Below are 23,366 nucleotides of genomic sequence, written 5' to 3' on the forward strand. Positions count from 1 at the left end.
GTACAACCCTCAGCGTTTGGGGCCATGTTTGTACTGCTTTGTACGATTTTTCGTACAATCTCCCACATTTGGGTGCTCAAGCTGGTGCGTTTGTACGATTTTTCGTACAATCTCCCACATTTGGGTGCTTGTTTGCGCTACTTTGTACGATTTTTCGTACAACCTCGCCCCTTCAGCTACTCCCTGGCCCCACTTTGTACGATTTTTCGTTACTACTCGGTACAAGGCACGCTTGGCGGGGCTATGTGACCAAAGTGAGCGATTGCGCACACTTTACTCTACTATTCCGAGTCTATGTGATCATTTCGAGCGCCACATTTGAGCGTTCAAGCCGGTATGCAAAAAAACAGACCAGGCGATCGTTTGCCTGGTCTGTTTCCTTGTGCATCCTTGTGCATTTAATAAATTTGAAGATCAGCGGCTGCCTTTTCCGTGCGGTTTCATTTTACCGCCTTTGCTGCCGGACTTGCCCATTTTACCGCCCTGTTTGCCTGCGCCGGACTTGCCCATGTTGCCACCTTCATTGCCTGCGCCGGACTTGCCCATTTTACCGCCCTGTTTGCCCGCGCCCGACTTGCCCATGTTGCCACCTTCATTGCCTACTCCGGACTTGCCCATGTTGCCGCCTTCATTGCCTACGCCCGACTTGCCCATGTTTCCGCCCTGATTGCCTGTGCCGGACTTGCCCATGTTTCCGCCCTGATTGCCTGTGCCGGACTTGCCCATGTTGCCGCCTTCATTGCCTACGCCGGACTTGCCCATGTTGCCGCCTTCATTGCCTACTCCGGACTTGCCCATGTTGCCGCCTTCATTGCCTACTCCGGACTTGCCCATGTTGCCGCCTTCATTGCCTACTCCGGACTTTCCCATGTTGCCGCCCTGATTGCCTGTGCCGGACTTGCCCATGTTGCCGCCTTCGCTGCCTGTGCCGGACTTGCCCATATTGCCGCCTTGGCCGCCTTTTTGTTCCATGCGCCCTTTTTCCTTCATGCCTTCTCCGCCAATGCCTTGGCCTTTCCCGGCTCCCTTACCGCCTACACCATCTCCGGCTCCGCCACCTGTACCACCGCCTTTACCTCCGACACCGTCGCCCGCAGCTGCTCCCGCTTCTTTTCCTACAGTCGCTTTCACGAACGCTTCCGATCCCTGGGCATCATTTCCGTCAGCCAGCGATTTCATTGGAAAGCTGAATATTAATGCTGTCATCATTGCCGCGAGTCCCAACAGCTTCATTGTTCGCATTCCAGGCTTGGATTGTCTCCGACTTCTTTTTTCACCATACTTATGTGACTCCATCATTTTGTTTACACACCTTCCCTTTCTAATCTTGTTGCTTCCCTGTTACTATCTCCAATATTTCATTTTCATTGCATCTATCCGCTATTTTTTTGCAAAAAAATAAAGCCGACCCGCGCAGTGATCGCGCAAAACCAGCTTTCGTTCTTTGATGCGGACCAATCTAACCAAGTTCAGGCATCTTGCTTTCGACTCTTCAACAATCGCTCCGCTTCCTTCATAACCGAATGCACAAGCTCCCCTGCGGTCCTGTCCGATCGGGACAATCGGGTTGCTTGTCCCGCCCATAGAGACATATATTCCGGCTCGTTCATTTCTGCCGCATGACGCCGAATTTCTCCGGTTAAGGTGTTCTGGCTAGGGAATGGAAGCGGCTTGTGCCCGGATTCGTCCATCATATCGATGAAGGTATTCCTGATCCCTCTAGCAGGTCTTCCGGAGAAAACTTTCGTAATAACTGTACTCTCCTCGTTACTGGCAGTTATCGCTTGCTGATAAGCGGGATGCGCCCCCGACTCCCGGCAGGTGAGGAACGCCGTGCCCATCTGCACGCCTTGCGCACCCAGCATGATCGCCGCCGCTAGCCCGCGCCCGTCCATGATGCCCCCTGCGGCGACGACAGGCACCTGTACGGCATCCGCCACTTGCGGGACAAGCGAGAACGTCCCTACTTGCGCGCCATCGGGATGATCGGTCAGATGGAATGTGCCCCGATGACCTCCGGCATCGCTGCCCTGCGCCACGATAACGTCAGCGCCTCTCCGCTCCGCTTCCAGAGCCTCCCTCACCGTTGTCGCCATAGCGATGAATCGAACGCCCCTTCGCTGCAGCGCCTCCCTGTCTGCCTCGTTCAACAAGCCGAATGCTGTGCTTAATACCGGAACGCTTTCTTCCAATACGACTGTAAGCTGTTCCCGGAACCAGTCCGGCGTATGAAGCGTCCTGAGCTCTCCATCCGCCTCTGATCCAGGCTTCAGTCCAATTCGTTCCCTTACCGCGTTCAGTGCGCGCTCCGCTTCCCGCTGACGCCTCCAATCGTCCTGCATGGACACCGAGAACAAGTTAACTGCGAACGGCCGCTTCGTCAATTCCGATATGCGCCTTACAGCGCTTCTTATCGCCTCCGGCTTCATATATGCCGCTCCCAGCGTACCGAGGCCTCCCGCCTCGGAGACTGCCGCCACCAGCTCCGGCGTCGTCGCGCCGCCTGCCATGCCTGCTTGAATGAGCGGATATTGAATGCCCAGCAGCTTGCAAATGGATGATTCCGACCACATCTTCGACACTCCTTTATCCACCATCTTCTGTGTTCAGTGTATATCAAGCGGGGCGTTGCTTCAAACTAATGAATCAGTTTACCGGGAAGGAGGGAATGGCAATATGGCCAAACAACAAGGACATGCCGTCAAAAATACGCAAACGAAATCATCCGACAAAAAAAGCAACGGCTCCGGCAACAACCACTGATACGGTCGGCATTTAAAAAACACCCCGTCACCGGCTAAGAACCGGCAGGCGGGGTGTTTTCGTATGCCCGGAACAAGGAATATGGCACTTTTTGTAGAATAAGTATCTATCGTATAACAAACTTAACTCACGGAAACGACGAGACGAATACATAATGAAATGTGGTGTTGAAAAAAATGAGCACACTTTACTCCAATAACTATACCGTCATTGATTTCGAAACGAGCGGACTTGATCCCATGAAGGATCGTGTCATCGAAGTAGCCGCCATTCGCTGCGTCAACGGGGAAATTGCGAGCGAATTCAGCACGCTCGTACAATTTGACGGCAAGCTGTCTCCCAAAATTACAGAGCTTACCGGAATTACAGACGAAATGACCGCCGGGGGAATGGATGAAGGCACAGCTTTCCGCATTTTGAACCGAATGATCGGCGACCATATATTAATTGCGCACAATGCCGGATTCGACTTAGGCTTTCTGCATTATACCCTCATGCGGCTGGCCGGCAGATCATTCCTTAATTCCTTCATTGACACGCTCACGATTAGCAGGGAACGGCATACCTATCCCCATACGCTGAAAGATATGTGCGACCGCTACCAGATTCCGTTAATTGGCGGACATCGAGCGTTGAACGACGTCATCGCCTGCTGGGAGCTGTTCCGCAAGCTCGATGAAGAAGCGCCTGTGCAGCAGCATCTGAACAAATTGGGTTACTTGAGCAAGTACGGACCTCCGCGCTGGAGCCCGCCTCACGCCGAACTGGAGCCGATTCAGCTGAAGTACGCACGGTAATTCGAGGAATCCGTCACGCTAGCAGGGCGTCACTCCAAAAGTTCGAATGGGTTGACGGGGTGGAGCAGGTTAACATACGAAATAAACCGTCAGAGCGCGATGCTCTGACGGTTTATTGTTGACTACTGAGTCTGCTCTCTCTGCATGATCACCCTCATGTCGGCAATGACCTAGCTGCTAGAACTCCAATTCGTGAATCGTCCCAACCGGCTGGCACATCAGCTCGCAGCCTTCCGGCGTAATGACCACGCCCTTCTCCCAGCGGATGCCGAAGGATGGCGTTGTCACGAAGGTGTCGATCTGAAACGTCATGTTCGGCTCCAGCAGGTAATTGGACGACGTCTCCATCCATGGCGCTTCCACTTCGATCATGCCGGTGCCATGGCAAGGTCCATACAAGTAATTTTCCTCATAGCCGTTGTCTTGATAATATTGTATAAAGCCCTTGGCCACATCGCTGGCGTTAACCCCTGCCTTCAAATTCGCCTGCGTCCACTCATGCGCCTTCAACCCGAACTCGATGACCGCTCTGCGATCCGAAGTCAGCTTCCCGAGGCTGATCGGCAAGCCGACCGCAGCGGAATAACCGTCCACCTTAGCCGACAAGTTCAGCTGCACAATATCTCCCTTATTGATCACCCGGTGAGAGGAACGAGATATGGCGTGGCTAGTCGATTTCTCGCTGAAAATATACATCGGAAGCCCTTCGTATTCGGCACCGTTCTCATAGATGACACGCTGGGCAACACCTACCATTTGCGTCTCTGTCACGCCCGGACGAATCGTGCGAATGACCTCTTCCGTAGCCAGCTCGGCGATGCGGTAGCCTTCGCGCAAGCAAGCAAGCTCATTGGCTGACTTGATCTTCCGCAGCGACACCATAATATCGTCAGCACCGGTGATTTCCGCTTCAGGGAAGTTGCTCTTCAGCCCTTCCATCATGACGACCGTCGTATCCAGCAGGCTGGCCACGCCGATTTTCAGCTTGGAGCCGGTTATGCCCAGCGCCCTGAACACATCCTTATACGTGTTCGGCTTCAACTCGGGATAGCTTGGATTAGCCGACTCGCGATATTCCATCAGTGTGAAGATTTTGTCGATTTTGCCGAAGTCGGACGCATATATCGTGCTTTCCGGTCCCACAAGCAATGCGGCCTCGCCGGAAGCCGTAATGACCACGCCCGCTCGCTCGAACAATGGCCAGAACCCGCTGAAGTATCGCGCATTGGCATAATCCGCTTCGTTGGAGTTTACGACCAATGCGTCCAATCCTTTCTGCTGTACAATCTTTGCCGCGCGCTGAATTCTTTCCTTATATTCATGATCCGGTATATACACTCTTCCTGCCATTTTTATCTCTCCCTACTCTTTTTTCGTTTTTGCGTCGATCAGAACGACAATTGCCAGAATAAGCCCTTTAATAATCCATTGCCAGTATGAACCGATGCCGAGCAGCACCATGGCGTTATCGATAATGCCGAGAATAAGTGCCGCGATAACGACGCCGATCACTTTTCCCCTGCCGCCTGAGAGGGAAGTACCGCCCAGCACGACGACGGTAATGACGTCGAACAACATATTTTCCCCAATCGTCGGTTGGCCCGCCATCGTTCTGGATGTAATAAGAATGGCGCCGATCGCCGTCAGGAAGCTTCCCAATAGAAAGGAGATCATCTTGATTCTATTCGTATTGATGCCAGACAGCCGGCTGGCTTCCTCATTGCCTCCGACGGCATAAATACTTCTGCCCGTTGCCGTATGCATCGTGAACACATACAGAACCGCCGCGATAACGATCAGAATAATAACCGGCACAGGGATTGGACCGACGTAACCCGCGCCGAGCACCTTGAAGCCCGACGGCAAGCCGGAGATCGGAATGCTGTTGCTGTACAAATAATTGACGCCTTTCAGCACGATCATCGTCACCAGTGTCGCGATAAATGCCGGAATCTTCCCGTAGACGGCCAGCAAGCCGTTAACGAAGCCCACTGCGATCGAAGCGCCCAATACGATCACAACGGCAAGTACGATGGGCACGTCATTCCAATGCACCAGTCCCGCCAGCAGCACGCTTGTAAATCCGATAGAAGAGCCTGCCGACATATCAATGCCGCCAATCAGGACAACGAAGAACTGCCCCAGCGCTATGATGGCGAGAAAAGAGATCTGCCTCACAATGTTGATAATATTGTTGCTGTCGAAAAATCCGTCAACGAAGATGGAGCAAGCCGCAAACAAACCGATGAAAATGAATAGGATGGCCCACTCCTTCATAAACAAGGTAACGGATTCATTCGGCGCAAGACTCCTGCCTCGCTTCTCCGTAGCTCCCATTGCTTCCATTGTCATACCCCCAACAACTTGCTGATAATGTTGCTTTGCGTTTTGTCTTCACCCGATACACAAGTCTGGAACTCACCTTCGAACATCACGTAAATGCTGTGGCACAATCCAAGCAGCTCCTCCAGCTCGGGAGAAACAATGACGACAGATTTCCCCTTGGCCGTCAGATCGTGAATAAGCTTGTAAATTTCCGCCTTGGCGCCGACATCGATGCCGCGGGTCGGCTCATCGAAGAGGAACAGCTCCGAATCGGCAAGCACCCACTTGGAGATGACAATCTTCTGCTGATTGCCGCCGCTCAGCTTCACTACGGATTGCTGAGGCGTTGCCTTCACGCGCATCCGCTTCGCCACCCCATTCGCTTCTTCACGCTCTCGGCCGTGCTGCATCGTCACTTTCTCGAAGCGCTTCAGGGATGGAAGCGTAATATTATGGACAACATTGAAATTCATAACCAGACCAAGCTGCTTCCGCTCATCAGGGACGAGACCTATGCCCTTGCGGATCGCTGCCGACGGCGACTTGAACGACACCTTCTCCCCTTTCCAGATGATCTCTCCATCCGTAATCTTGTAATTGCCGAATATGGCGTTCAGCAGCTCCGTCTTGCCTGCTCCGACCAGACCGGCAATGCCTACCACTTCTCCGGTTCTCACCGTCATATCGATATTGCGGAACGCCTTCTCTGACGTAAGCCCTTTCAACTCCAATATGGGATCGCCGATCCGTTCGTTAAGCGGAGGGAATATTTGCGTCATTTCCCTGCCGATAATCATGGCAATCAGCTCGTCCTTGTTCACATCTCCGACTTCGCCGGAATGGATCAGCCGCCCATCGCAGAGCACCGTATACGTATCGCATACCTCGAAAATTTCATCCAGCCGGTGGGAGATATAAATAATGCCTATGCCGCGTTGTTTCAAAATGCGAATAATGCGGTAAATGTTCTCAATTTCCTTCTCCTGCAATACAGCTGTCAGCTCATCCATAATAATCATCTTCGCCTGCATGGAGACTGCTTTAGCCAGCTGAATAATCTGCTTTTCCGCCATTCGAAGCTCCTTGACCGGCACCGTCAGATCCACCTCCGCTCCCAGAAAGGAAAGAAGCTCCTCTCCTTTGCGAAGCATTGCCTTCCGGCTGACGAGACCAAACTTCTTCTCGTAATTGCCGATAAACAAGTTTTCAAGCCCATTCATCTCCGGAATCAGCTGCAGCTCCTGATGTACGACGGCAATGCCCATCTGCTGCGAGCTGCGAACATGATACCCTCCCTTCTCGCTGACATTCGCGCCATCCACATACAACGCGCCTTCGGAAGGCGTATAGTGCCCGATAATGATTTTGGCCAGCGTCGACTTGCCGGCTCCATTCTCGCCGACCAGCGCCCTGCACTCTCCCGGCTTCAGGCTGAAGGACACATGGTCCAACGCCTTGACGCCGGGGAATGATTTGGACACGTCCCGCAGCTCGATGATCGGTGTCACTCCCGCATTCATCGGATAGTCCCCTTATTCCAGGAAGCTGCGAATTCATCCGCGCGATGGAACGTCGAACCCCTGTCCTTCAGCCGGTCAATCAGGATCGAGAATTCGCGCATCGCCTTGTCTCCGCAGCCAAGCGTCAGGAAGCGATCGGGTATTACCGTTGCTTCCCCGTAATGGTAGCTTTCCTGAATAGGAACGAACTCCCAAGGGTGGAAGTAGAAGCAAAGCACCATGGGAAGCTGCCTTTCCTTCAGGAATCGGAGGAATCCGTCAATATGCTTCATCAGCGCATCGGCTCCTTGCGTCCGAAATAACGGCCACTGATCCCGATCGCGTTCCAGGCCGGGGTCTTTGCTGACCATTGCCATATCGGCGAAGTTGGGAATTTCAACGATCTTCATATCCCCTTCCTTCGTCCAGTTATCGCTGCTGGGGTTATAGGGTGCGTAACGCTCTCTATAGAAGTACATAGGATAAGAGGCATCCGATACATAGTTCAATCCTTCCAGTGCGTTCAGGAGCGCAGTCGATCCCCACAGACGGGGAGCACGGAACGATACAGGCTGATGCCCCAGCACCTGTTCGACCCATTCCGTCGCCTTCCCGATGCGGAAAGGTACTTCCTCAGGCAGCAGCGGCACGACGCCGGGAATGGGGAATAGCTCATCCCCTACCGTCTCGTGGAACAGGGAGTGGCAGCCGACCTCATTGCCGCTTTCCTTCACAAGCTCGACGCTCTCCGGATTTCTGCGCGCCGCGTCGCCGGTATAATAGAACGTCCCCTTAATCCCCTTCTTGTCGAACAACTCGATGAGAGGAGGCGTGCCGTTCCTCACCCCGTCGTAATAAGGGGTGAAGCTCCCGACATCCGTCTCCATATCGAAGCCAAATATCACATGAATATTGTCACGCATAGCAATCCTCTCCTTCTTACAGCCACAGCCAACCGAGCGCTTCCACGCCCAGGAAGATCTGCCTGTCATCGCGATTGTCAGGGTCCAGCTCATTATGAATAACCCGCTTCAACTCATGGTAAGGATACATACAGGACGGCGTTCCCGTCTCCGAGACGGGATTCACATCGAAGTAGACCCGCTTCACCAAAGCGAAATCCTGTTCATTCAGCGCGTCCATCCGCAAGAGCAGCGCTCTCTTCTGATCGGGATCGACGGCTTGGTCATAAGCGATGGACGCCAACGCCAGGTCATAGATCATTCTGTTGCGCTCATGCGCATTTTTGATTTTGTCGAAATGCTTCATATAGACGCAAAGCTGTTCATCGTCCCGGATTGCACTTCTCACTCTATCAATCTTCTCCCCTAATGCCGGCCAGCTTGCGATCGCCGCCTCAATAACCGGGATGTCCCCCTCATTCACTTTATTGCGCAGGAACGGGAACTCTGTCGGGAAGATGTTCAACTGGCTCTCGTGTATCGTCAGCATATTTTGCAGCACGTCCAGAATATCATCCGCCAGTTCTGATCCGAATACGGCTTCCACGGCATAGCGGTAGAATTGCTCGTGCGGCTTGTCGCCGCCCCAGCCATAATAGGCGTGGGCATTCAAATTGAGGAAATAGCCGTACCATTCGAACATGTAGCCGTTGATGCCCTTCACGCCGCGCTCCGCAGAATCGATATGCATATCGATATCCTTTTCGATATATTGGTGGTTCGTCTCCTCATCCGCGCGAATCACATTGGTTTTGAATATACGCATCAGTCTTCCCATCGTCGAAGCGACGGCATTGGCTTCCGTATCCCGAGCCCATATGCGATCCTTGCCGAACACTTCAATCCACTTCGGAAATTCATCATCGGATACATATAAGCCCGGCGCCCAGAAAAGCACAACGTCCTTCGGAATGCTGTTCACGCAGTCCTGCAAGTAAGCCAGATCCTTCTCCAGCGGCGGCTCTCTCCAGGCGCGGATGCCGACGACGCAATCCGGATTCTCAGCCTTAATTTCATCATAAAGCGTATTCAGCAGCCAGAAGTTGGCCTTATGCTTCGCTTCCGCAGGCGTGCGGTTCAGCATGAAGTTCTCCTTGCAAGCCTTGCAGTTGCAGAACCAGTAGGACTCCTCGCTTTCTTCGAAGTCGATGCCGTCAAAGCCAAGCTTCACAACCCGGCGAACCGCCGCTTTCAGGTAAGCGAGATTGTCCGGATTGCTCAGGCATAACGTATCGAAGTCGTTCACGAACCCGCCATCCTCCGGCAGAACCATCCTCCTGTCCTTATACAGGCTTGGATAGCCGCCATTGTAGCTATTCAGGCCGATGTAGGCGAAGAAATCGATGCCCAGCTTATGTCCGTAATCGAATAACCTTGACAGAAATTCGTTGGCAATATTGGGGTGGGTATATGCAATCTCAATCCAGTTGCCGCTCTCTTCATTCCACACGTTCATCTTGTAATTGTGCAGCATCGTCTCCGGATACTCATCGAACCGGAATGGCCAGTATCCGTACATGCACATATTGAATTGATTAATCTTCTGGTCGGAGCATATGTTCAAATATTGAATCCATTCGTCATAGCCCCATAGCTGCATATCGAAACCTATCCGTCCGTAGCCTGCATACCAGGCGAATGTGTTCGATACAGAACGCTTCTCAATGGAAGGCCAGTCAACAATGCTTGCAGCGGGAACGGCATAACGCCCCTCTTCCTGTCTCTGCAGCAATTGCTTGAAGGTAGACAATGCGTTGACATAGCCGTCACGATGGGCGAAAGCCAACTTTACTTCGGATGATTCCGTCCGCAGCGTATATCCCTGCTTCACGAACAGCTCCGTATTGTCCGTCTCCGCATCCTCCGGCAATCTGTCGGTCAGGATGAGAGGGAGCAAGCCGGGGGCTGTGACATTCATTTGTACAGTTATATTGGGATAGTCCCACAGCTTCATTTTGGCGAGTTCCAGCGGATCGAAGCTTATTCCGTCTAAGCCGGTTGTCATAAGGCTGATTCCTTCGAACGGAATGGACAGATTTTGACCTATTTCATAGCGCTTTGGTTCAGGGAGTAATGCGTGCATCGTTGTGCCTCCTTGTCGATTTCTTGGAGAAGGGCCGTGTAATGGCCCCCTCACGCTGTTCTTTGACGCTTCCCGACTAATTGCCCAGCCAAGACCAATTCTGCCAATCGTAGTCGTCAATATTCTCGGGAGTAATAACCTCAGGCTTCGGCAACGGCGTAACATCCTCCAATTGCTCGCCCTCCAGCGCCGCCATCAATGCTTCTAACGCTACCTCGCCCAGGATGACAGGGTCTTGAAGCACTTCGCCAAGCCAAGAAGCATTCCCGTCTTGAATGAATTGCAATACTTCCTTATCGCCTGCCATTCCGATAAACTTGATTTCCTTGTCCCGGTTCGCTCCGACAGCGCCGTTGTAGGCGCCTAACACCAGTGCATCGTTATGACCGCTGACGACATCAATGTTTTTGTTCCGCTGCATCACATTTTCGAATAACGTCTGTGCAGAGTTGCGGTCTCCCTTAGGATCTCCTTCTTCTATGACTTCCGCATTGGGGAATGCAGCTTTAACCGTGCTTGAGAAGCCTTCGAATCGATCAACGGACGCCTGACCTGACGCGGGTACGGACAAGTACGCCACGGTCGGATTACTTTTATTCAAGGTTTTCAAGTAGTTCACCGCAATCTCGCCGGCCGCGATTCCCATTTCTTTAAAATCGTGACCGACAAACGTTTCCCAGACGGCATCTTCCGGATTGTCCGGCGATTGCGGATAATCGCCAACCACGACTTTTACGCCCTGTTCCTTCAGCTTGACCATAGTAGGAATGATGGCTTTCCCGTCGACCGGAAATACGACAACGCCTTTCGCCCCGAGCTGAACCATATTCTCAAGCTGTGTAATTTGGGTATTGATATCGAACTTGCCATCCTCGAACTGAAGCTTAATGTTTTTGCCGGATTTCTCGACATAATTTTTCATTCCGTCAATCGTGCCTTGATACCATGGCCAGCCCAGATTCATGATGGCTCCGCCTATTACCATTTCGTCGCCGTCCTTGGTTACGCTTTCATTTTGTAGTGAGCCGTTCGCTTCATTCGCATTACCGCCTGCGGAACAGCCTGCCAACACCGTAGATACGAGCAATGCTGCAGTGAATAACTTAACCCAACCCTTCTTCATTTCATTTCCCCCTATGCTCTCATTGTTGTTAAACACTTAAACCCATGGTGGTGTAGAATGCCATATCCTGCTGCCGTGTATCCAGTCTTCCATATTGCACAACGACGGGAACGCTGCTGGTCAGCTTAACGGCATACTGCGTCTCCTTCGGAATAACATATCCTCCCATGTCCTGAGCATGATCGAGACGGAAGCAACGCACTCTTTCCGCCTCTACGATGGCCGGCAGCAAGCTAACGGGCTCCCTGTCCGCAAAATACAACTTCATCTCTATGGATGCGGGGGCGTTATTCATATTCAGGACAATAATCGATTCATGTCCCTTCAACAAGGAGTCGCCCGGCGGGGGCAACTCACAGTCCGGAAATACCCACTGCAGCTTGCCGTTATGTTCATTCATCGCGATTACGATCCCCTTTCCGGATCAGGCTTGACTCATTAATGATCAACGTCGGTTCCAGCACGACTTTCTGGAACATTTTCAAATCCTTGTTTTTCTCGCGCCGCATGATGATGTCCGCTGCTATAGAACCTATTTTTTCCGCTGGCTGAATGATGGAAGTAATTTGCGGCCGGAGCAGCCCGGTCTCATCGTTGGCGTCGAAACATACACAGGCAATATCTTGCGGAATCTTGAGGCCCTTCTCTATGATTGCCTTGATCGCTCCGTACAAGAGGAAGTCATTGGCGGCAAACACGGCGGTAGGAATTTCATCCTGCTCCAGCCAGCTCTTCATAATGCTATAGCCGCTTTCCCGCTTGAACTCTCCTACGCCAATCCAATGCTCGCGTACGAGCCGGCCATTCTGTTCCATGCAGCTGCGGAATCCTTGCAACCGTTCTTCCGCCGTTGATTGATTCTGCGGTCCTGTAATAATGGCCAGTTTCTCATGGCCTTGCCTTATCAGATGTTCCGTAAGATCATAGCTGGCCTTCGCATTGTCAATCGTCACAACATCGAAGTTTTCCTTCATCTGCGGCATATTGTCAATGAACACGATCGGAATACCGGAATTTTTGTACTGATCGAACAACTCCATATTGGCGCCGACGGTGGCGATCACCAGTCCCGTTACTTGTTTCTGAAGCAGCAGCTGCACATACTCCTCTTCCTTGCCGATATCTTCACCGCTATTGCACACGATAACGGTATGCTCATTCTCGCTCGCAACCTTCTCCACCCCTTTCATCACATTTCCATAGAAGCTGTTGGACAGATCAGGAACGATTACGCCCAGCGTATGCGCGCTTTTCCGCTTCAGGCTTCGGGCAATTTCATTGGGCTGATAGCCGAATTCCTTAATCGCCTTCAGTATGCGCTCCCTCGTCTCCGCACTCACCCTTCCTGTACCATTAATGACTCTGGATACGGTGGAAATCGAAATGTTAAGATGCTTGGCAATATCCTTTAACTGAACTGACAATAGAATCCCTTCCTTTTTGCGCAAACGTTCTCTCACATGTGATAAAAAAAACCGTCATTACGGAGTGTGTTACACAATATAAATCGCGACTTTTTTACATTTTCCAATCAATTACTGCGCTTTCATTCCCAAATAAACAAAAAACACAACATGTCTGAACAAGTTACTCCACTTCAATCGAGCAAACGTTTTCTCACTCATATAGTACAAGATTATCGAATTGTCTGTCAATACATTTTTATTGCGGGGAGACAATAGGCACGAAAAACGCCTGACGGCGTCCTTTTACTACTCTCCTCCGGCTAGCCCCTCTTTTCGGCGATGCAGTGAATGATTCATTCCCCGCCTTCGTGCGTATGCCACATACACTACAGCTGCTCAAACTAACCTTTCCCGTCCTCGAGCGTATGCCACATACACTACAGCTGCTCAAACCAGCCTTTCTCGCCCTCGAGCGTATGCCACATACACTACAGCTGCTCAAACCAGCCTTTCTCGCCCTCGAGCGTATGCCACATACACTACAGCTGCTCAAACCAGCCTTTCCCGCCTTCGTGCGTATGCCACATACACTACAGCTGCTCAAACTAACCTTCTCGCCCTCGAGCGTATGCCACATACACTACAGCTGCTCAAACCAGCCTTTCCCGCCTTCGTGCGTATGCCACATACACTACAGCTGCTCAAACCAGCCTTTCTCGCCCTCGAGCGTATGCCACATACACTATAGTTACTCTAACCTCCCGGCTGCAGCTGCCTGCGGCTGCCCGAACGGCTTTCCCATTGCGTACTGACCCTCCTCATGATCTGGAAATGTCATAGACGCCAATCAGAATAATGGCGATCCCTGCCCAGCGTAAGCGTAACGGTCTCTCCGAAGACCGGCCCGTCCACAAGCATGGCGAGGACATAGGCTACACTTTGAAGCGGATAAGCTATGCTTAAGGGTAATCTTGACAGAACGACAAACCATAACACCGTCGCCGTACCGTACAGCGCCAATCCTCCATAAATGTAATTCGAGGTCGCTCATTTATCCCAAACAAGCCCTCCTGCTTTTTGAAGTCCCAGCTTGAAGAAGGTTTGGCCCAGGACCAGCAGGATTATATTGCCCAACAATATGCCGTAGTCTGTGAGATTTCTCATGCGAACCACCCCTTTCAATAGTCTGTGAAAATCTCACTAACTATAGCACTTCCGCCGCGAGGGATCTCTTAAGATATTCTTAAGGGGAGAAAATAACCCCACAAAGTGGGGCTCTACTTCGAAGCTTACAGGGGTACATTGCGGGGACCCCGGAACTTATAAATAATAATGCAAAAAAACAGGAATGGCGCTGCTGGGATAATCCCCCTTGCACCGCCATTCCCGGCTTCCATCCTGTTCCTGAACCGCTAAGCGCGCGCCAGCTTCGCCATCGCGCCGAGCGCCGCATCGATCTCGCGCTCCACCGCGTTGGAGACGGCGTCGGTATGTGGATCATACTCCGCCGCAAGGTCGGCGTCCGCGAATCCGTCAATCGCCACGATCGCACCTGCCCGCGCCCCTCTGATCGTCGCCACGATATAGAGCGCCGCAATCTCCATCTCAACCGCAAGCGCGCCAGCCGCTTTATACTGCTTATGCGGAATGTCTACCACTCCGCTGAAGAATGCATCGAGCGTTACAGTAATGCCCTTCTGTACGACACCTCCGCCAGCCAGTGCCGATTCATACAGCGCCGACGTCACATCGCTGTCCGCCACTGCGGGGAATCCGCTTGGCACAAGCTGGGAGGTAAGGCCTTCCGCCCTTACGGCCGCCGTGCTCACAATCAGGCTGCCCGCAGGATGCTCCGCGGAATAGGAGCCTGCCGTACCGACGCGGATCAGCGTCTTCACGCCGCCCTTGATCAGCTCCTCGAAGCATACGGCCGCACCCGGCGAGCCTACGCCATGGCTGACGACGGCAAGCTTCACCCCGTCGTACTCCCCGACGAAGGTCCGATATTCCCTGGCGAACGCCAACTCCTTGGCGTCCATCAGCTTCTCCGCGATCGCGGCTGCGCGCCTGGGGTCGCCGCAGACGATCGCACAGGCCGGAAGCTCCTCCGATTGCACCTGTAATATTGGCAAATACATGTATGATCCGCTCCTTTTATGTTATACGCTGAAATATTCGACTACCGGGCTAGCTCCCTTTACGTTCCGTCAGTCTGCGCCTAACGCGAGCTTCCGCTCGACTTGCGCGCCTCCTGCATGTAGCCTTTGTCCTTGAAGAAGAACAACGCCACTAGCGTGACGACATATGGCAGCATGGATGTGAAATGTGTCGGCAATGCCAACCCCTGCAGACGAATGCTCAGCGCGTCCATGAATCCGAACAGAACGCTGGAAGCGGCGACGCCGATCGGATTGGATTGTCCCAGCATCGTAGCGACCAGCGCGATGAAGCCGCGGCCCGCCGTCATTCCTTCCGAGAACATCGTGACGTTGCCCAGCGACAGCTGAGCTCCCGCCAAGCCGCACAGCGCGCCGCACAGCAGCACCGCCTTGTATTGAATCGCTGCGACGCCGATGCCCAGACTTCTGGCCGCAGTAGGATTCTCGCCCGCTGCCAGCAAGCGGAAGCCGCCTACCGTTCTGAACAGATAATATTGCAGGCCGATTACAATGAAGATCGACAGATAGACAAGTGCAGTGTGGCCGGACAACACGTCACCAAGCCACGGAATATCCTTCAGCAGCGGAATCTGGAGCTTGGGCAGACCTGTCATCTGACTGTTCGTATAGGCGCCCTTCACATCGAATATGGCGCGCAGTGCGAAGGTCGTCAGACCCAGCGCCAGAAAGTTCAGCGATATGCCGACCACGATGACATTAGCCTTCAAGTGGATGCTCATATAGCCGAATAAGAGAGCGTACATCATCGTGCACATTACGGCAAAGAGCACTGCTGCCCATATATTTCCAGTCATATGATTGCCCACGATGCCGGAGAATGCGCCGACCAGCATCATTCCTTCCAGACCGACATTGAACAAGCCGACCCGGGCGCACAGCGCGCCTCCCAGCGCAGCCAGCAATATCGGCGTTATCATGCGAAGCGCCGAAGCGAATAACGAAACGTCAAGCAGCTGATCCATTCTTCGCCCCCGCTTTCTTTCGTTTGAATGTGATAAAGGAATACGTGATTTTCGCCGATACGAACAAGATCAGCACCGCTTGAATGATGCTTGACACCTCCAGCGGCACATCTGTGTTGCGCTCCATCCCCATTCCGCCTGTCTGAAGAGCCGCAAGCAGAATGGCCGCCAGGGCGGTACCGATCGGATTGGAGCTGGCCAGCAGCGTCGCCATAATGCCGGACCATGCATAGCCCGGGGTGGTCAACGCACCGTCCAGATAACGGTACTGCGTGCCCAGCACTTCCACGGCCCCAGCGAGACCGGCCAATGCTCCGCTGGCGAACATGCTGATCATCATCAGACGTCCGCGATCGACGCCGCCGTACGATGCGAACAGCGGATTGCCGCCCATCATCCGGATCTCATATCCCTTCACGGTATAACGGATGAACAGCGCCAGCAGAATTGTTGCGCACAGCGCAATAAGGAATCCGGCATGCAGCGTCATGCCCTGGAACAGCTTCGGCAGCCATGCGGCGCTGTCGATCTTCACCGTCTGGGACATCGCGGCGGAGCCGGAGCGGTCCTTCAGCGGGAAGGCTACCAGATAACCCGCGAACAAGATTGCGATATAATTAAGCAATAGCGTCGTCATAATCAGGTTCATACCGAACCGGGCATCCAGCCAGCCGGCGAATGCGGACCACAGGCCGGCGGCGATCATACCCGCCAGCAATGCCGCAACCAGCTTCATCCAGCCCGGTCCCGGCAGGTAGATCGCAGTCAGTGCCGCGGACAGTGCGCCCATGACCATCTGACCCTCCGAGCCGAGATTGAAGAATCCTGCCCGGAATGCAAGCGCTACGCCAAGTCCGATCAATATGATCGGGGTCGCCCTGGCAAGCGTATTGGTGAAGAAGTAAAAATTGCCGAATGCGCCCTTCCACATCTCCGCATAAGTCTCCGTCACAGAGCCGCCTACGATAAGGATGGCAATGGCGCCTACCGCGAGGCCGATGAGGATGGCAACAAGGGGCTGCAGCAGCGACTTCAATATTTCCGACAGCTTATCCAACCGCTTTTCCTCCCGCCATTAACAAACTAATCCTCTCCTCCGTAGCTGTACCAGCCATCATCTCGCCCACAATCCGTCCTTCATACATGACGAGTATACGGTCCGACAGCTTCAGTACCTCCGTCAATTCCGACGATACGAGCAGGATCGCTCCTCGCTTGTCCCTTCTCGCCAGCAGCTCGCCGTGAATAATCTCCATCGCGCCGACATCGACGCCCCTGGTCGGCTCCGCCGCAATCAGGAACGGCGTCTCCTGTGCAAGCTCTCTCGCTACAATCAGCTTCTGCAGATTGCCGCCGGACAAGTATTGGGCCTTCGTATGAACGGAGCCCGTCTTGATCCGGAACTTGTCGACCCAGCCTGCCACCAGCTTGCGGATGCGGCCTCCCTGCAGCACGCCCAGCTTCTGATGCTTGCCCGTGTGTCCCATTAACCCGTTGTCCAGCACACTCGCTTCCTTCGATACGCCCCACAGATAGCGATCCTCCGGAATATGGGCAAGGCCGCCCTCCCGCACGATGGAGACGGGCGCTCCCGTCACATCCCGCTCGAGCAGCCGAACCGTTCCTGCATCCGGCTTCAGCAGACCGGATATCGCCTGCAGCAGCTCCGACTGCCCGTTGCCCGATATGCCGGCAATGCCGACAATCTCACCTTCGTGCACTTCGAAGCTGACGTTATCCAGGAGAGGCTTCGTCTTGCTGCCGCGAACCGATAGCGAAGACACTTCCAGTACCGGATTGCCGCGATTAGCGGCACCTCTTGACAGCTGAACCAGTTCTCGTCCGACCATTAACCGCGACAGCTGCTCCTCGTCCGTCTCCTCGGCGTTCAGCACACCCGTCACCTCGCCGTCGCGCAGCACGGTTATCCGATCGGCCACCTCCATAATCTCACCCAGCTTATGGGTGATCAGAATGAAGCTCTTGCCCTGCGCAGCCAAGCGCTTGATGGAGATCAGCAGCTCCTTCACCTCAAGCGGCGTCAGTACGCCGGTCGGCTCGTCCAATATGATAATCTCCGCCCCTTGATGGAGAACCTTCAATATCTCAACGCGCTGCTGCATGCCTAGCGAGCATTCCCCGACCTTCATCCCCGGGTCGACAGGCATGCCGTATTGCCTGGACAGCTTCTCCGTCTCCTCGGCGGCGGCTTTGCGGTCGAAGGCGATTCCCTTCACCCGTTCTCTGCCGATGACGATGTTCTCCGCGATGGTGAAGGAAGGGAACAGCATGAAGTGCTGATGCACCATGCCGATCCCGCACTTCATCGCATCTGTGGGATTATGGAATGCTACGGCCTTCCCATTCACGACAATGCGGCCGCTCGTTGGCGTCTCCATCCCGTACAGCATCCGCATCAGCGTTGTTTTGCCCGCTCCGTTCTCGCCGACGAGCGCATGAATTTCCCCCCTGCGCAGATTGAAGTCGACATTGCGGTTGGCAGTCACACTGCCGTACGATTTCGTCATGCTTTCCATTTGCAGCAGCATATCGTTGCTCCTTTCAACAAGCAAACCGGCTGCAGGAATTAGCAGCCGGTCAGCGCTTTATGTGAGACTACTGGGCAAGCGGATTCTTCACTTCAAGCTTGCCGCTCTTGATGTCTTCCGCGATCGCCTTCACTTGATCGATCACGTCTTGTCCGATGAACGGGCTAAGCGGAGAAGTGCTCTCATGCGTGACGAACGTCACGCCTACGCCTTCCTCCAGCAAGCCGTAATCCACCTTGCCGAATTCGAAGCTGCCGGCTGCGAATGCCTTCGCCGTCTCGTATGCAGCCGTATCCGTGAATTTCAGCTGGGACAGCACGATGTGCTCCGGATCTTCCACTGTACGGTCGATATCCTGGCCGGACGTGTAGAAGCCTTTCTCCTTCGCCGCTTCGAACACGCCCAGATCGGATACAGCCGCCATTCCGGCGATGAAGTCGGCGCCCCAAGCATGCTGCTGGATCGCAATTTCCTTCGCTTTCGCCGTATCGACGAAGCTGTTCACATAATTCACTTCATATTCCGCATTCGGATTCGTATGGGCGAGGCCCGCTCCGAATGACTTCGTGAACTTGTGAATGATCGGCGCGTCAATTGCCGCTACTGCGCCAACCTTATTGGTTTTCGTAGAGAGGCCCGCCGCCGCTCCCATCAGGAATGCAGCTTCATATTCGCGGAATACGACGCTGCGCACGTTCGGCTGATCGACCTCATCGTCGATAATGGCGAACGACTTGTCCGGATTTTCCGCAGCAACCGTGCCAAGCGCGTCCACTGCATTGAAGGTAGCCGTCATAATGAGATCGTAATCCTCAGCTACAGTAGTGCGAAGGTTTTGCTCGAATGCCGCAATATCTGTCGATTCTATCGTTTTTACTTCGAGTCCGAATTCTTCGCCAGCTTTCTTCAAGCCTTCATCCATTTGCGAATAGAACGGATTCACGCCGATTTGCTCAGGCAATACGAGCGCAATTTTTTTCTTTTCTGACTCCCCCGAGTCTTTGCTTGCATTGTTGCTTTCCGCCGCATTTCCGGCCGAATTGTTCGAACCGCTGTTTTTGTTCGCATTGGAACCGCATGCCGCAATAACGCCGACCATTAATACAAGAGTAAGTAGTAAGGCAAACCGCTTTTTCAATCTGATCTCTCCTTATGCTGTTATACGACATATTTTCACTTCATTTTACAACAAATCAAATATGAATCAATTAAATAAAAATAAACTTCACGATTTTGTAACAAAATATGTCCATTATATGGAAAAAAAGACCCCGATTTCCGAACATTATTCACTCGACTTCTATCAGATCCGGTTTTATTCCGAACGATTGAGCAATTCACCGACTACTCATCCGTGCTTTCCAGATTGCGCTTCATCAGCACAAACAGCTTCAGCGCCTTCTCCATCTCCAACGGTGTCATGCCCCTGAACATCTTGAGCATTAATGCTCCTCTCGTCGCATGAATCTGCTCTACGATCGCTTCTCCTTCAGCTGTAAGCTGCAGGAGAACCATTCGCCTGTCCCGCTCGCTCCGCTCGCGGCTGACGAATCCCAGTTCAATTAACCGATCCGCAATGCCCGTAACCCCGCCGCCTGACATCGTCAGGCAATCCGCCAGCACGGACGGCTTCTGCGGCCCTTGCTCGTGGAGAATGATCAGCAGCCTGCCGTGCGAGAATCCAAGACCGTACGGATTCTGCTTATTCCACTCGGATAAGATCAGCTTGCGCACTTCCCGGAACGTCTCATCCAGCTGCTGCATCAAAGCCCGGTTATCCTTGCGGCTTTCTTCCAACGCCATTGCCCCCTCCATCATGAAATCCGACCAGATTAGTATAATCTATTCTCCTCAAAAAACCAATTCATATAATTTCTTTGTCTCTACAAAACGCTTCTCCGCCGACGCCGCTCCCATCACAACGGATATGACCCTTCTTCCGTCGCGGCTGACTGTGCCGGTGAAGCAGTAGCCTGCGCTTGGCGTGTAACCTGTCTTCAAACCGTTGTTGCCGGGATAGGAGAACGGCTTGTTCGCCAGCATCAGATTGGTCGCAGCGAGCGGATGCGATTGTGTCGACACCTTCACGCTTGGCATGCTGGAGATGACGAGAACTTCCGGATACTTGCCAATCAGGAAGCCGCCGAGCAAAGCTGTATCCATTGCCGTCATGACAGTATCGCGTTCCGCCGATGCGCCCGCAAGATGGGTGATATGCTCCGAGCCGAGACCGGAAGCATTGCCGAACAGCGTATCGTCGGACAAGCCGATCTCGCGAGCCCGTTCATTCATGCGCCGCACGAATGCCGACTCGCTGCCGGCGATATGCTCGGCGAGCGCGACTGCGGCGTCATTCGCGGAATGAACGGTCATCGCATCGAACAGCTCCCTTACCGTCAGCTCGTCCCCGAGCAGAAGTCCCATTCTCGCGCCCGGCACGGCAGCGGCATATGCACTTACCCGCACTTTGTCGCTCCAGCGGATCGATTCACTCTCCACTTCATCCAGTACAATCAGCTCCGTCATCATCTTCGACATGCTTGCCGGAGGCAGCGCCTTGTCCGCATTTTGCTGGAACAGTACTTCTCCCGTATCGGCGTCCAGCAGTACGGCCGCTCTTGCGTCCACGGATACGACCGCCTCGCCCGACTCCGCCCTTATAGATGTAAGACCGGTATATAATAAGAAGATAACCAGCAGGAACATGCCTGCCTGCACCGCGTTCCATCGTCCGTTGTTCTCTCGCTCGTACCTCGTCACATTAAAATCCCCTTTCAACTCGTGATGCTATAAGCAAGTATAGCGACATGAGTTTAAGGAGACTCTAACGAATCCTTATAAAAACCTTAAATTTCTCTTGCGAGGGGAAGTGCGACGACAAACTTCGTCTCAATCGCATTGCTGAACGCTTCAATCGTACCGCCGTGCTTCTCCACGATATTCTTCGATATGGCAAGGCCGAGTCCCGATCCGCCGGACCACTGTGTCCTCGACTTGTCCCCCCGATAGAAACGGTCGAAAATATGGGGCAGGTCCAGCGCAGGAATGGGATCTCCATAGTTGATCACTTCTACGACTGCCATCCCGTTCCCCTGCTCTCGTCTTACGGCCAGTTGAATGAATTTCCCGTCTTTGCCGTACACCATAGCATTCGACAGCAAATTCTCGAACACTCTGAGAAGCAAGCTTGTATCCGCCTGGACCGCAACGGCCGTCTCCCTGCTGTCCAGCTTCGCCTCCAGCCCCGCTTCCTGCAGCGGCAGATGGTATTGTACCAATAGCTGTCCAAGAAACTCCACCAAATTAATGACTTCCATCTTGATGGCCACACTGTCATGCCTCATGCGCGTATATTCGAACAAATCGTTAATGAGGACATGGAGCCGCTGCGACTTCTCGTAAGCGATCGCCGTATAGTGCCTCAGCTCCACCTCGTCGCGGTATCGGTCCTGCTCGATCAGAGCCAGATAACCCAGCACCGATGTGAGCGGCGTTCGCAGGTCATGCGACACATTCGTAATCAGCTCATTCTTCGTCTGTTCTGCGCGGCGCTCTTCCTCCAGCGCCAGCGACAGGCGCTGCGACAGTCTGTTCACATTGGCGGCAAGCAAGCCGAATGGACTTCTCTTCCGCACTGCGATCTGATATTCCAGGCCCAGCTGTCCGTCCGCAACGCGGCGTACGGACTCGTTGATCGCACCGAAGTAACGGAACGCCATCCATTGCAGGAAGCAGAACAGAAGCAGAGCCACCGCCAAATACAGGATGAACGCCAGCATCAGCCCCAAATTCGTGCTCATGATATCGGAAAACATATTTCGGTAGCCGTAGTAGCCCATCGTTTTCGACAAGGTATCCAGAATGAAGTAGCCTAGCCAGAGGACGACAAGGGACAATATGGCGCTCAGCACAATATTCACCGCAGAGCGAACCACCAGCCTGGAAACGATATTATCCTTCAATTTTATAGCCGACCCCCCATACCGTGACGATGAGCTTCTCTCCAAGCTCCCGCTCCAGCTTGTCTCTCAGCTTGCTGATATGCACCATGACCGTATTATTGGATTCGAAATACTTCTCCTTCCATACTTGCTGGAAAATCTCTTCCGCGCTGTACACCCTCCCCGGCTGGGAGGCGAGCAGGTACAGAATGCCGAATTCCGTTGAGGTCAAGTGAAGCTGCTTGCCGTCCACGTCGGCGGAATGGCTCAGCTTGTCGATGCGGAGCGCGCCTAGCTGCAACTCCTTGCGCTCCTTGCCCTCCTTCTCCTCCCCGCCATCTGACGGACCGCTGTTATACTGATAAGACCTGCGAAGCAAGGAGCGAACGCGGGCCAGCAGCTCAAGTGGATTGAACGGCTTGGCCATGTAATCGTCCGCCCCCGTCATAAGCCCCATGATCTTGTCCATATCCTGCGTCTTGGCGCTCAGCATGAGAATCGGAACATGCTGGTCGCGCCTCAGCCGCCGGCATACCTCCAGTCCATCGAGCTTCGGCATCATAATGTCCAGAATGACCAGATCGGCCGGCTGGCGCTCATAAGCGGCAAGCGCTTCTTCGCCGTCCGAGGCGATTTCCGTGAAGTAACCTTCATTCTTCAAATAGATACCGATCAGATCGGCGATTTCGCGCTCGTCGTCCACAATTAATATTCGTCGTTCCATATATTGAATACTCCTCTCTGCACTTCTATTGCCTATGTTGCTAAATATACAT

The 23,366-nt window shown here is 53.4% G+C and carries 21 protein-coding genes; 1 reads left to right on the forward strand and 20 read right to left on the reverse strand.

The features are described from left to right. Positions 1 to 414: 414 nt before the first annotated feature. Positions 415 to 1,233, reverse strand: a complete 819-nt coding sequence (locus M6D81_RS12930; RefSeq protein ID WP_262677316.1) for a dermokine domain-containing protein — start codon at positions 1,231 to 1,233, stop codon at positions 415 to 417. Positions 1,234 to 1,469: 236 nt separating this feature from the next. Beyond that, the gene (locus M6D81_RS12935) at positions 1,470 to 2,573 is read right to left on the reverse strand and encodes an NAD(P)H-dependent flavin oxidoreductase (protein ID WP_262677317.1); all 1,104 of its coding nucleotides are present in this window, start codon (positions 2,571 to 2,573) and stop codon (positions 1,470 to 1,472) included. A gap of 366 nt (positions 2,574 to 2,939) precedes the next feature. Between M6D81_RS12935 and M6D81_RS12940 the strand changes: the two genes are divergently transcribed. Then, positions 2,940 to 3,560 (forward strand): 3'-5' exonuclease, encoded by a 621-nt coding sequence (locus M6D81_RS12940; protein ID WP_262677318.1) that lies wholly within the window; start codon positions 2,940 to 2,942, stop codon positions 3,558 to 3,560. Between the two features lie 177 nt (positions 3,561 to 3,737). Here M6D81_RS12940 and M6D81_RS12945 read toward each other — a convergent pair whose 3' ends face one another. The 18 genes from M6D81_RS12945 to M6D81_RS13030 all read right to left on the reverse strand — a co-directional run bounded on the left by M6D81_RS12945 (position 3,738) and on the right by M6D81_RS13030 (position 23,314). After that, positions 3,738 to 4,910: a M24 family metallopeptidase gene (locus M6D81_RS12945; protein ID WP_262677319.1), complete on the reverse strand. Its 1,173-nt coding sequence runs from the start codon at positions 4,908 to 4,910 to the stop codon at positions 3,738 to 3,740. A 12-nt stretch (positions 4,911 to 4,922) separates the two neighbouring features. Then, a complete protein-coding gene (locus tag M6D81_RS12950) occupies positions 4,923 to 5,906 on the reverse strand; it encodes an ABC transporter permease (RefSeq protein ID WP_262677320.1) in 984 nt (327 codons plus the stop codon). A 2-nt stretch (positions 5,907 to 5,908) separates the two neighbouring features. Beyond that, the gene (locus M6D81_RS12955; RefSeq protein WP_262677321.1) at positions 5,909 to 7,405 is read right to left on the reverse strand and encodes a sugar ABC transporter ATP-binding protein; all 1,497 of its coding nucleotides are present in this window, start codon (positions 7,403 to 7,405) and stop codon (positions 5,909 to 5,911) included. Then, positions 7,402 to 8,307: a polysaccharide deacetylase family protein gene (locus M6D81_RS12960; protein WP_262677322.1), complete on the reverse strand. Its 906-nt coding sequence runs from the start codon at positions 8,305 to 8,307 to the stop codon at positions 7,402 to 7,404. The genes M6D81_RS12955 and M6D81_RS12960 overlap by 4 nt, the downstream gene beginning before the upstream one ends. Before the next feature lie 16 nt (positions 8,308 to 8,323). Further along, positions 8,324 to 10,429: a glycoside hydrolase family 20 zincin-like fold domain-containing protein gene (locus M6D81_RS12965; protein WP_262677323.1), complete on the reverse strand. Its 2,106-nt coding sequence runs from the start codon at positions 10,427 to 10,429 to the stop codon at positions 8,324 to 8,326. Positions 10,430 to 10,505: 76 nt separating this feature from the next. Further along, the gene (locus M6D81_RS12970; protein ID WP_262677324.1) at positions 10,506 to 11,552 is read right to left on the reverse strand and encodes a sugar ABC transporter substrate-binding protein; all 1,047 of its coding nucleotides are present in this window, start codon (positions 11,550 to 11,552) and stop codon (positions 10,506 to 10,508) included. Between the two features lie 28 nt (positions 11,553 to 11,580). After that, complete coding sequence (locus M6D81_RS12975; protein ID WP_262677325.1) at positions 11,581 to 11,952, reverse strand: sensory rhodopsin transducer; 372 nt, start codon at positions 11,950 to 11,952, stop codon at positions 11,581 to 11,583. Continuing rightward, positions 11,945 to 12,976 carry a LacI family DNA-binding transcriptional regulator gene (locus M6D81_RS12980; RefSeq protein ID WP_262677326.1) on the reverse strand — a complete coding sequence of 344 codons (1,032 nt, stop codon included), beginning with the start codon at positions 12,974 to 12,976 and terminating at the stop codon, positions 11,945 to 11,947. Before M6D81_RS12980 ends, M6D81_RS12975 begins: the two co-directional genes overlap by 8 nt. An 816-nt stretch (positions 12,977 to 13,792) precedes the next feature. Then, entirely contained in the window at positions 13,793 to 13,978 is a 186-nt protein-coding gene (locus M6D81_RS12985) for a DMT family transporter (RefSeq protein WP_262677327.1), read from the reverse strand. Between the two features lie 392 nt (positions 13,979 to 14,370). Then, complete coding sequence (locus M6D81_RS12990) at positions 14,371 to 15,096, reverse strand: nucleoside phosphorylase (RefSeq protein ID WP_262677328.1); 726 nt, start codon at positions 15,094 to 15,096, stop codon at positions 14,371 to 14,373. 80 nt (positions 15,097 to 15,176) lie between these two features. Beyond that, entirely contained in the window at positions 15,177 to 16,100 is a 924-nt protein-coding gene (locus M6D81_RS12995) for an ABC transporter permease (RefSeq protein ID WP_262677329.1), read from the reverse strand. After that, entirely contained in the window at positions 16,084 to 17,157 is a 1,074-nt protein-coding gene (locus M6D81_RS13000; protein ID WP_262677330.1) for an ABC transporter permease, read from the reverse strand. Before M6D81_RS13000 ends, M6D81_RS12995 begins: the two co-directional genes overlap by 17 nt. Further along, the gene (locus tag M6D81_RS13005; protein WP_262677331.1) at positions 17,150 to 18,649 is read right to left on the reverse strand and encodes an ABC transporter ATP-binding protein; all 1,500 of its coding nucleotides are present in this window, start codon (positions 18,647 to 18,649) and stop codon (positions 17,150 to 17,152) included. The genes M6D81_RS13000 and M6D81_RS13005 overlap by 8 nt, the downstream gene beginning before the upstream one ends. A 67-nt stretch (positions 18,650 to 18,716) precedes the next feature. Further along, positions 18,717 to 19,787 carry a BMP family lipoprotein gene (locus M6D81_RS13010; protein WP_262677332.1) on the reverse strand — a complete coding sequence of 357 codons (1,071 nt, stop codon included), beginning with the start codon at positions 19,785 to 19,787 and terminating at the stop codon, positions 18,717 to 18,719. A gap of 206 nt (positions 19,788 to 19,993) precedes the next feature. Beyond that, positions 19,994 to 20,452 (reverse strand): MarR family transcriptional regulator, encoded by a 459-nt coding sequence (locus M6D81_RS13015; RefSeq protein WP_262677333.1) that lies wholly within the window; start codon positions 20,450 to 20,452, stop codon positions 19,994 to 19,996. A gap of 48 nt (positions 20,453 to 20,500) precedes the next feature. Continuing rightward, entirely contained in the window at positions 20,501 to 21,409 is a 909-nt protein-coding gene (locus tag M6D81_RS13020; protein WP_262677334.1) for a D-alanyl-D-alanine carboxypeptidase family protein, read from the reverse strand. Between the two features lie 86 nt (positions 21,410 to 21,495). Beyond that, entirely contained in the window at positions 21,496 to 22,611 is a 1,116-nt protein-coding gene (locus tag M6D81_RS13025) for a sensor histidine kinase (protein ID WP_262677335.1), read from the reverse strand. Further along, complete coding sequence (locus tag M6D81_RS13030; RefSeq protein ID WP_262677336.1) at positions 22,601 to 23,314, reverse strand: response regulator transcription factor; 714 nt, start codon at positions 23,312 to 23,314, stop codon at positions 22,601 to 22,603. Before M6D81_RS13030 ends, M6D81_RS13025 begins: the two co-directional genes overlap by 11 nt. Positions 23,315 to 23,366: the final 52 nt, after the last annotated feature.

Source organism: Paenibacillus sp. J5C2022 (assembly GCF_025567625.1).
Lineage (GTDB): Bacteria > Bacillota > Bacilli > Paenibacillales > Paenibacillaceae > Pristimantibacillus.

Coding starts and splice junctions, on each gene's coding strand:
- M6D81_RS12960 (WP_262677322.1), bottom strand. CDS start 8,307: ATGCGTGACAATATTCATGTGATATTTGGCTTCGATATGGAGACGGAT.
- M6D81_RS12970 (WP_262677324.1), bottom strand. CDS start 11,552: ATGAAGAAGGGTTGGGTTAAGTTATTCACTGCAGCATTGCTCGTATCT.
- M6D81_RS12995 (WP_262677329.1), bottom strand. CDS start 16,100: ATGGATCAGCTGCTTGACGTTTCGTTATTCGCTTCGGCGCTTCGCATG.
- M6D81_RS13005 (WP_262677331.1), bottom strand. CDS start 18,649: ATGCTGCTGCAAATGGAAAGCATGACGAAATCGTACGGCAGTGTGACT.
- M6D81_RS12945 (WP_262677319.1), bottom strand. CDS start 4,910: ATGGCAGGAAGAGTGTATATACCGGATCATGAATATAAGGAAAGAATT.
- M6D81_RS12990 (WP_262677328.1), bottom strand. CDS start 15,096: ATGTATTTGCCAATATTACAGGTGCAATCGGAGGAGCTTCCGGCCTGT.
- M6D81_RS12965 (WP_262677323.1), bottom strand. CDS start 10,429: ATGCACGCATTACTCCCTGAACCAAAGCGCTATGAAATAGGTCAAAAT.
- M6D81_RS12955 (WP_262677321.1), bottom strand. CDS start 7,405: ATGAATGCGGGAGTGACACCGATCATCGAGCTGCGGGACGTGTCCAAA.
- M6D81_RS13015 (WP_262677333.1), bottom strand. CDS start 20,452: ATGGCGTTGGAAGAAAGCCGCAAGGATAACCGGGCTTTGATGCAGCAG.
- M6D81_RS13030 (WP_262677336.1), bottom strand. CDS start 23,314: ATGGAACGACGAATATTAATTGTGGACGACGAGCGCGAAATCGCCGAT.
- M6D81_RS12950 (WP_262677320.1), bottom strand. CDS start 5,906: ATGGAAGCAATGGGAGCTACGGAGAAGCGAGGCAGGAGTCTTGCGCCG.
- M6D81_RS12935 (WP_262677317.1), bottom strand. CDS start 2,573: ATGTGGTCGGAATCATCCATTTGCAAGCTGCTGGGCATTCAATATCCG.
- M6D81_RS12930 (WP_262677316.1), bottom strand. CDS start 1,233: ATGAAGCTGTTGGGACTCGCGGCAATGATGACAGCATTAATATTCAGC.
- M6D81_RS12940 (WP_262677318.1), top strand. CDS start 2,940: ATGAGCACACTTTACTCCAATAACTATACCGTCATTGATTTCGAAACG.
- M6D81_RS12975 (WP_262677325.1), bottom strand. CDS start 11,952: ATGAATGAACATAACGGCAAGCTGCAGTGGGTATTTCCGGACTGTGAG.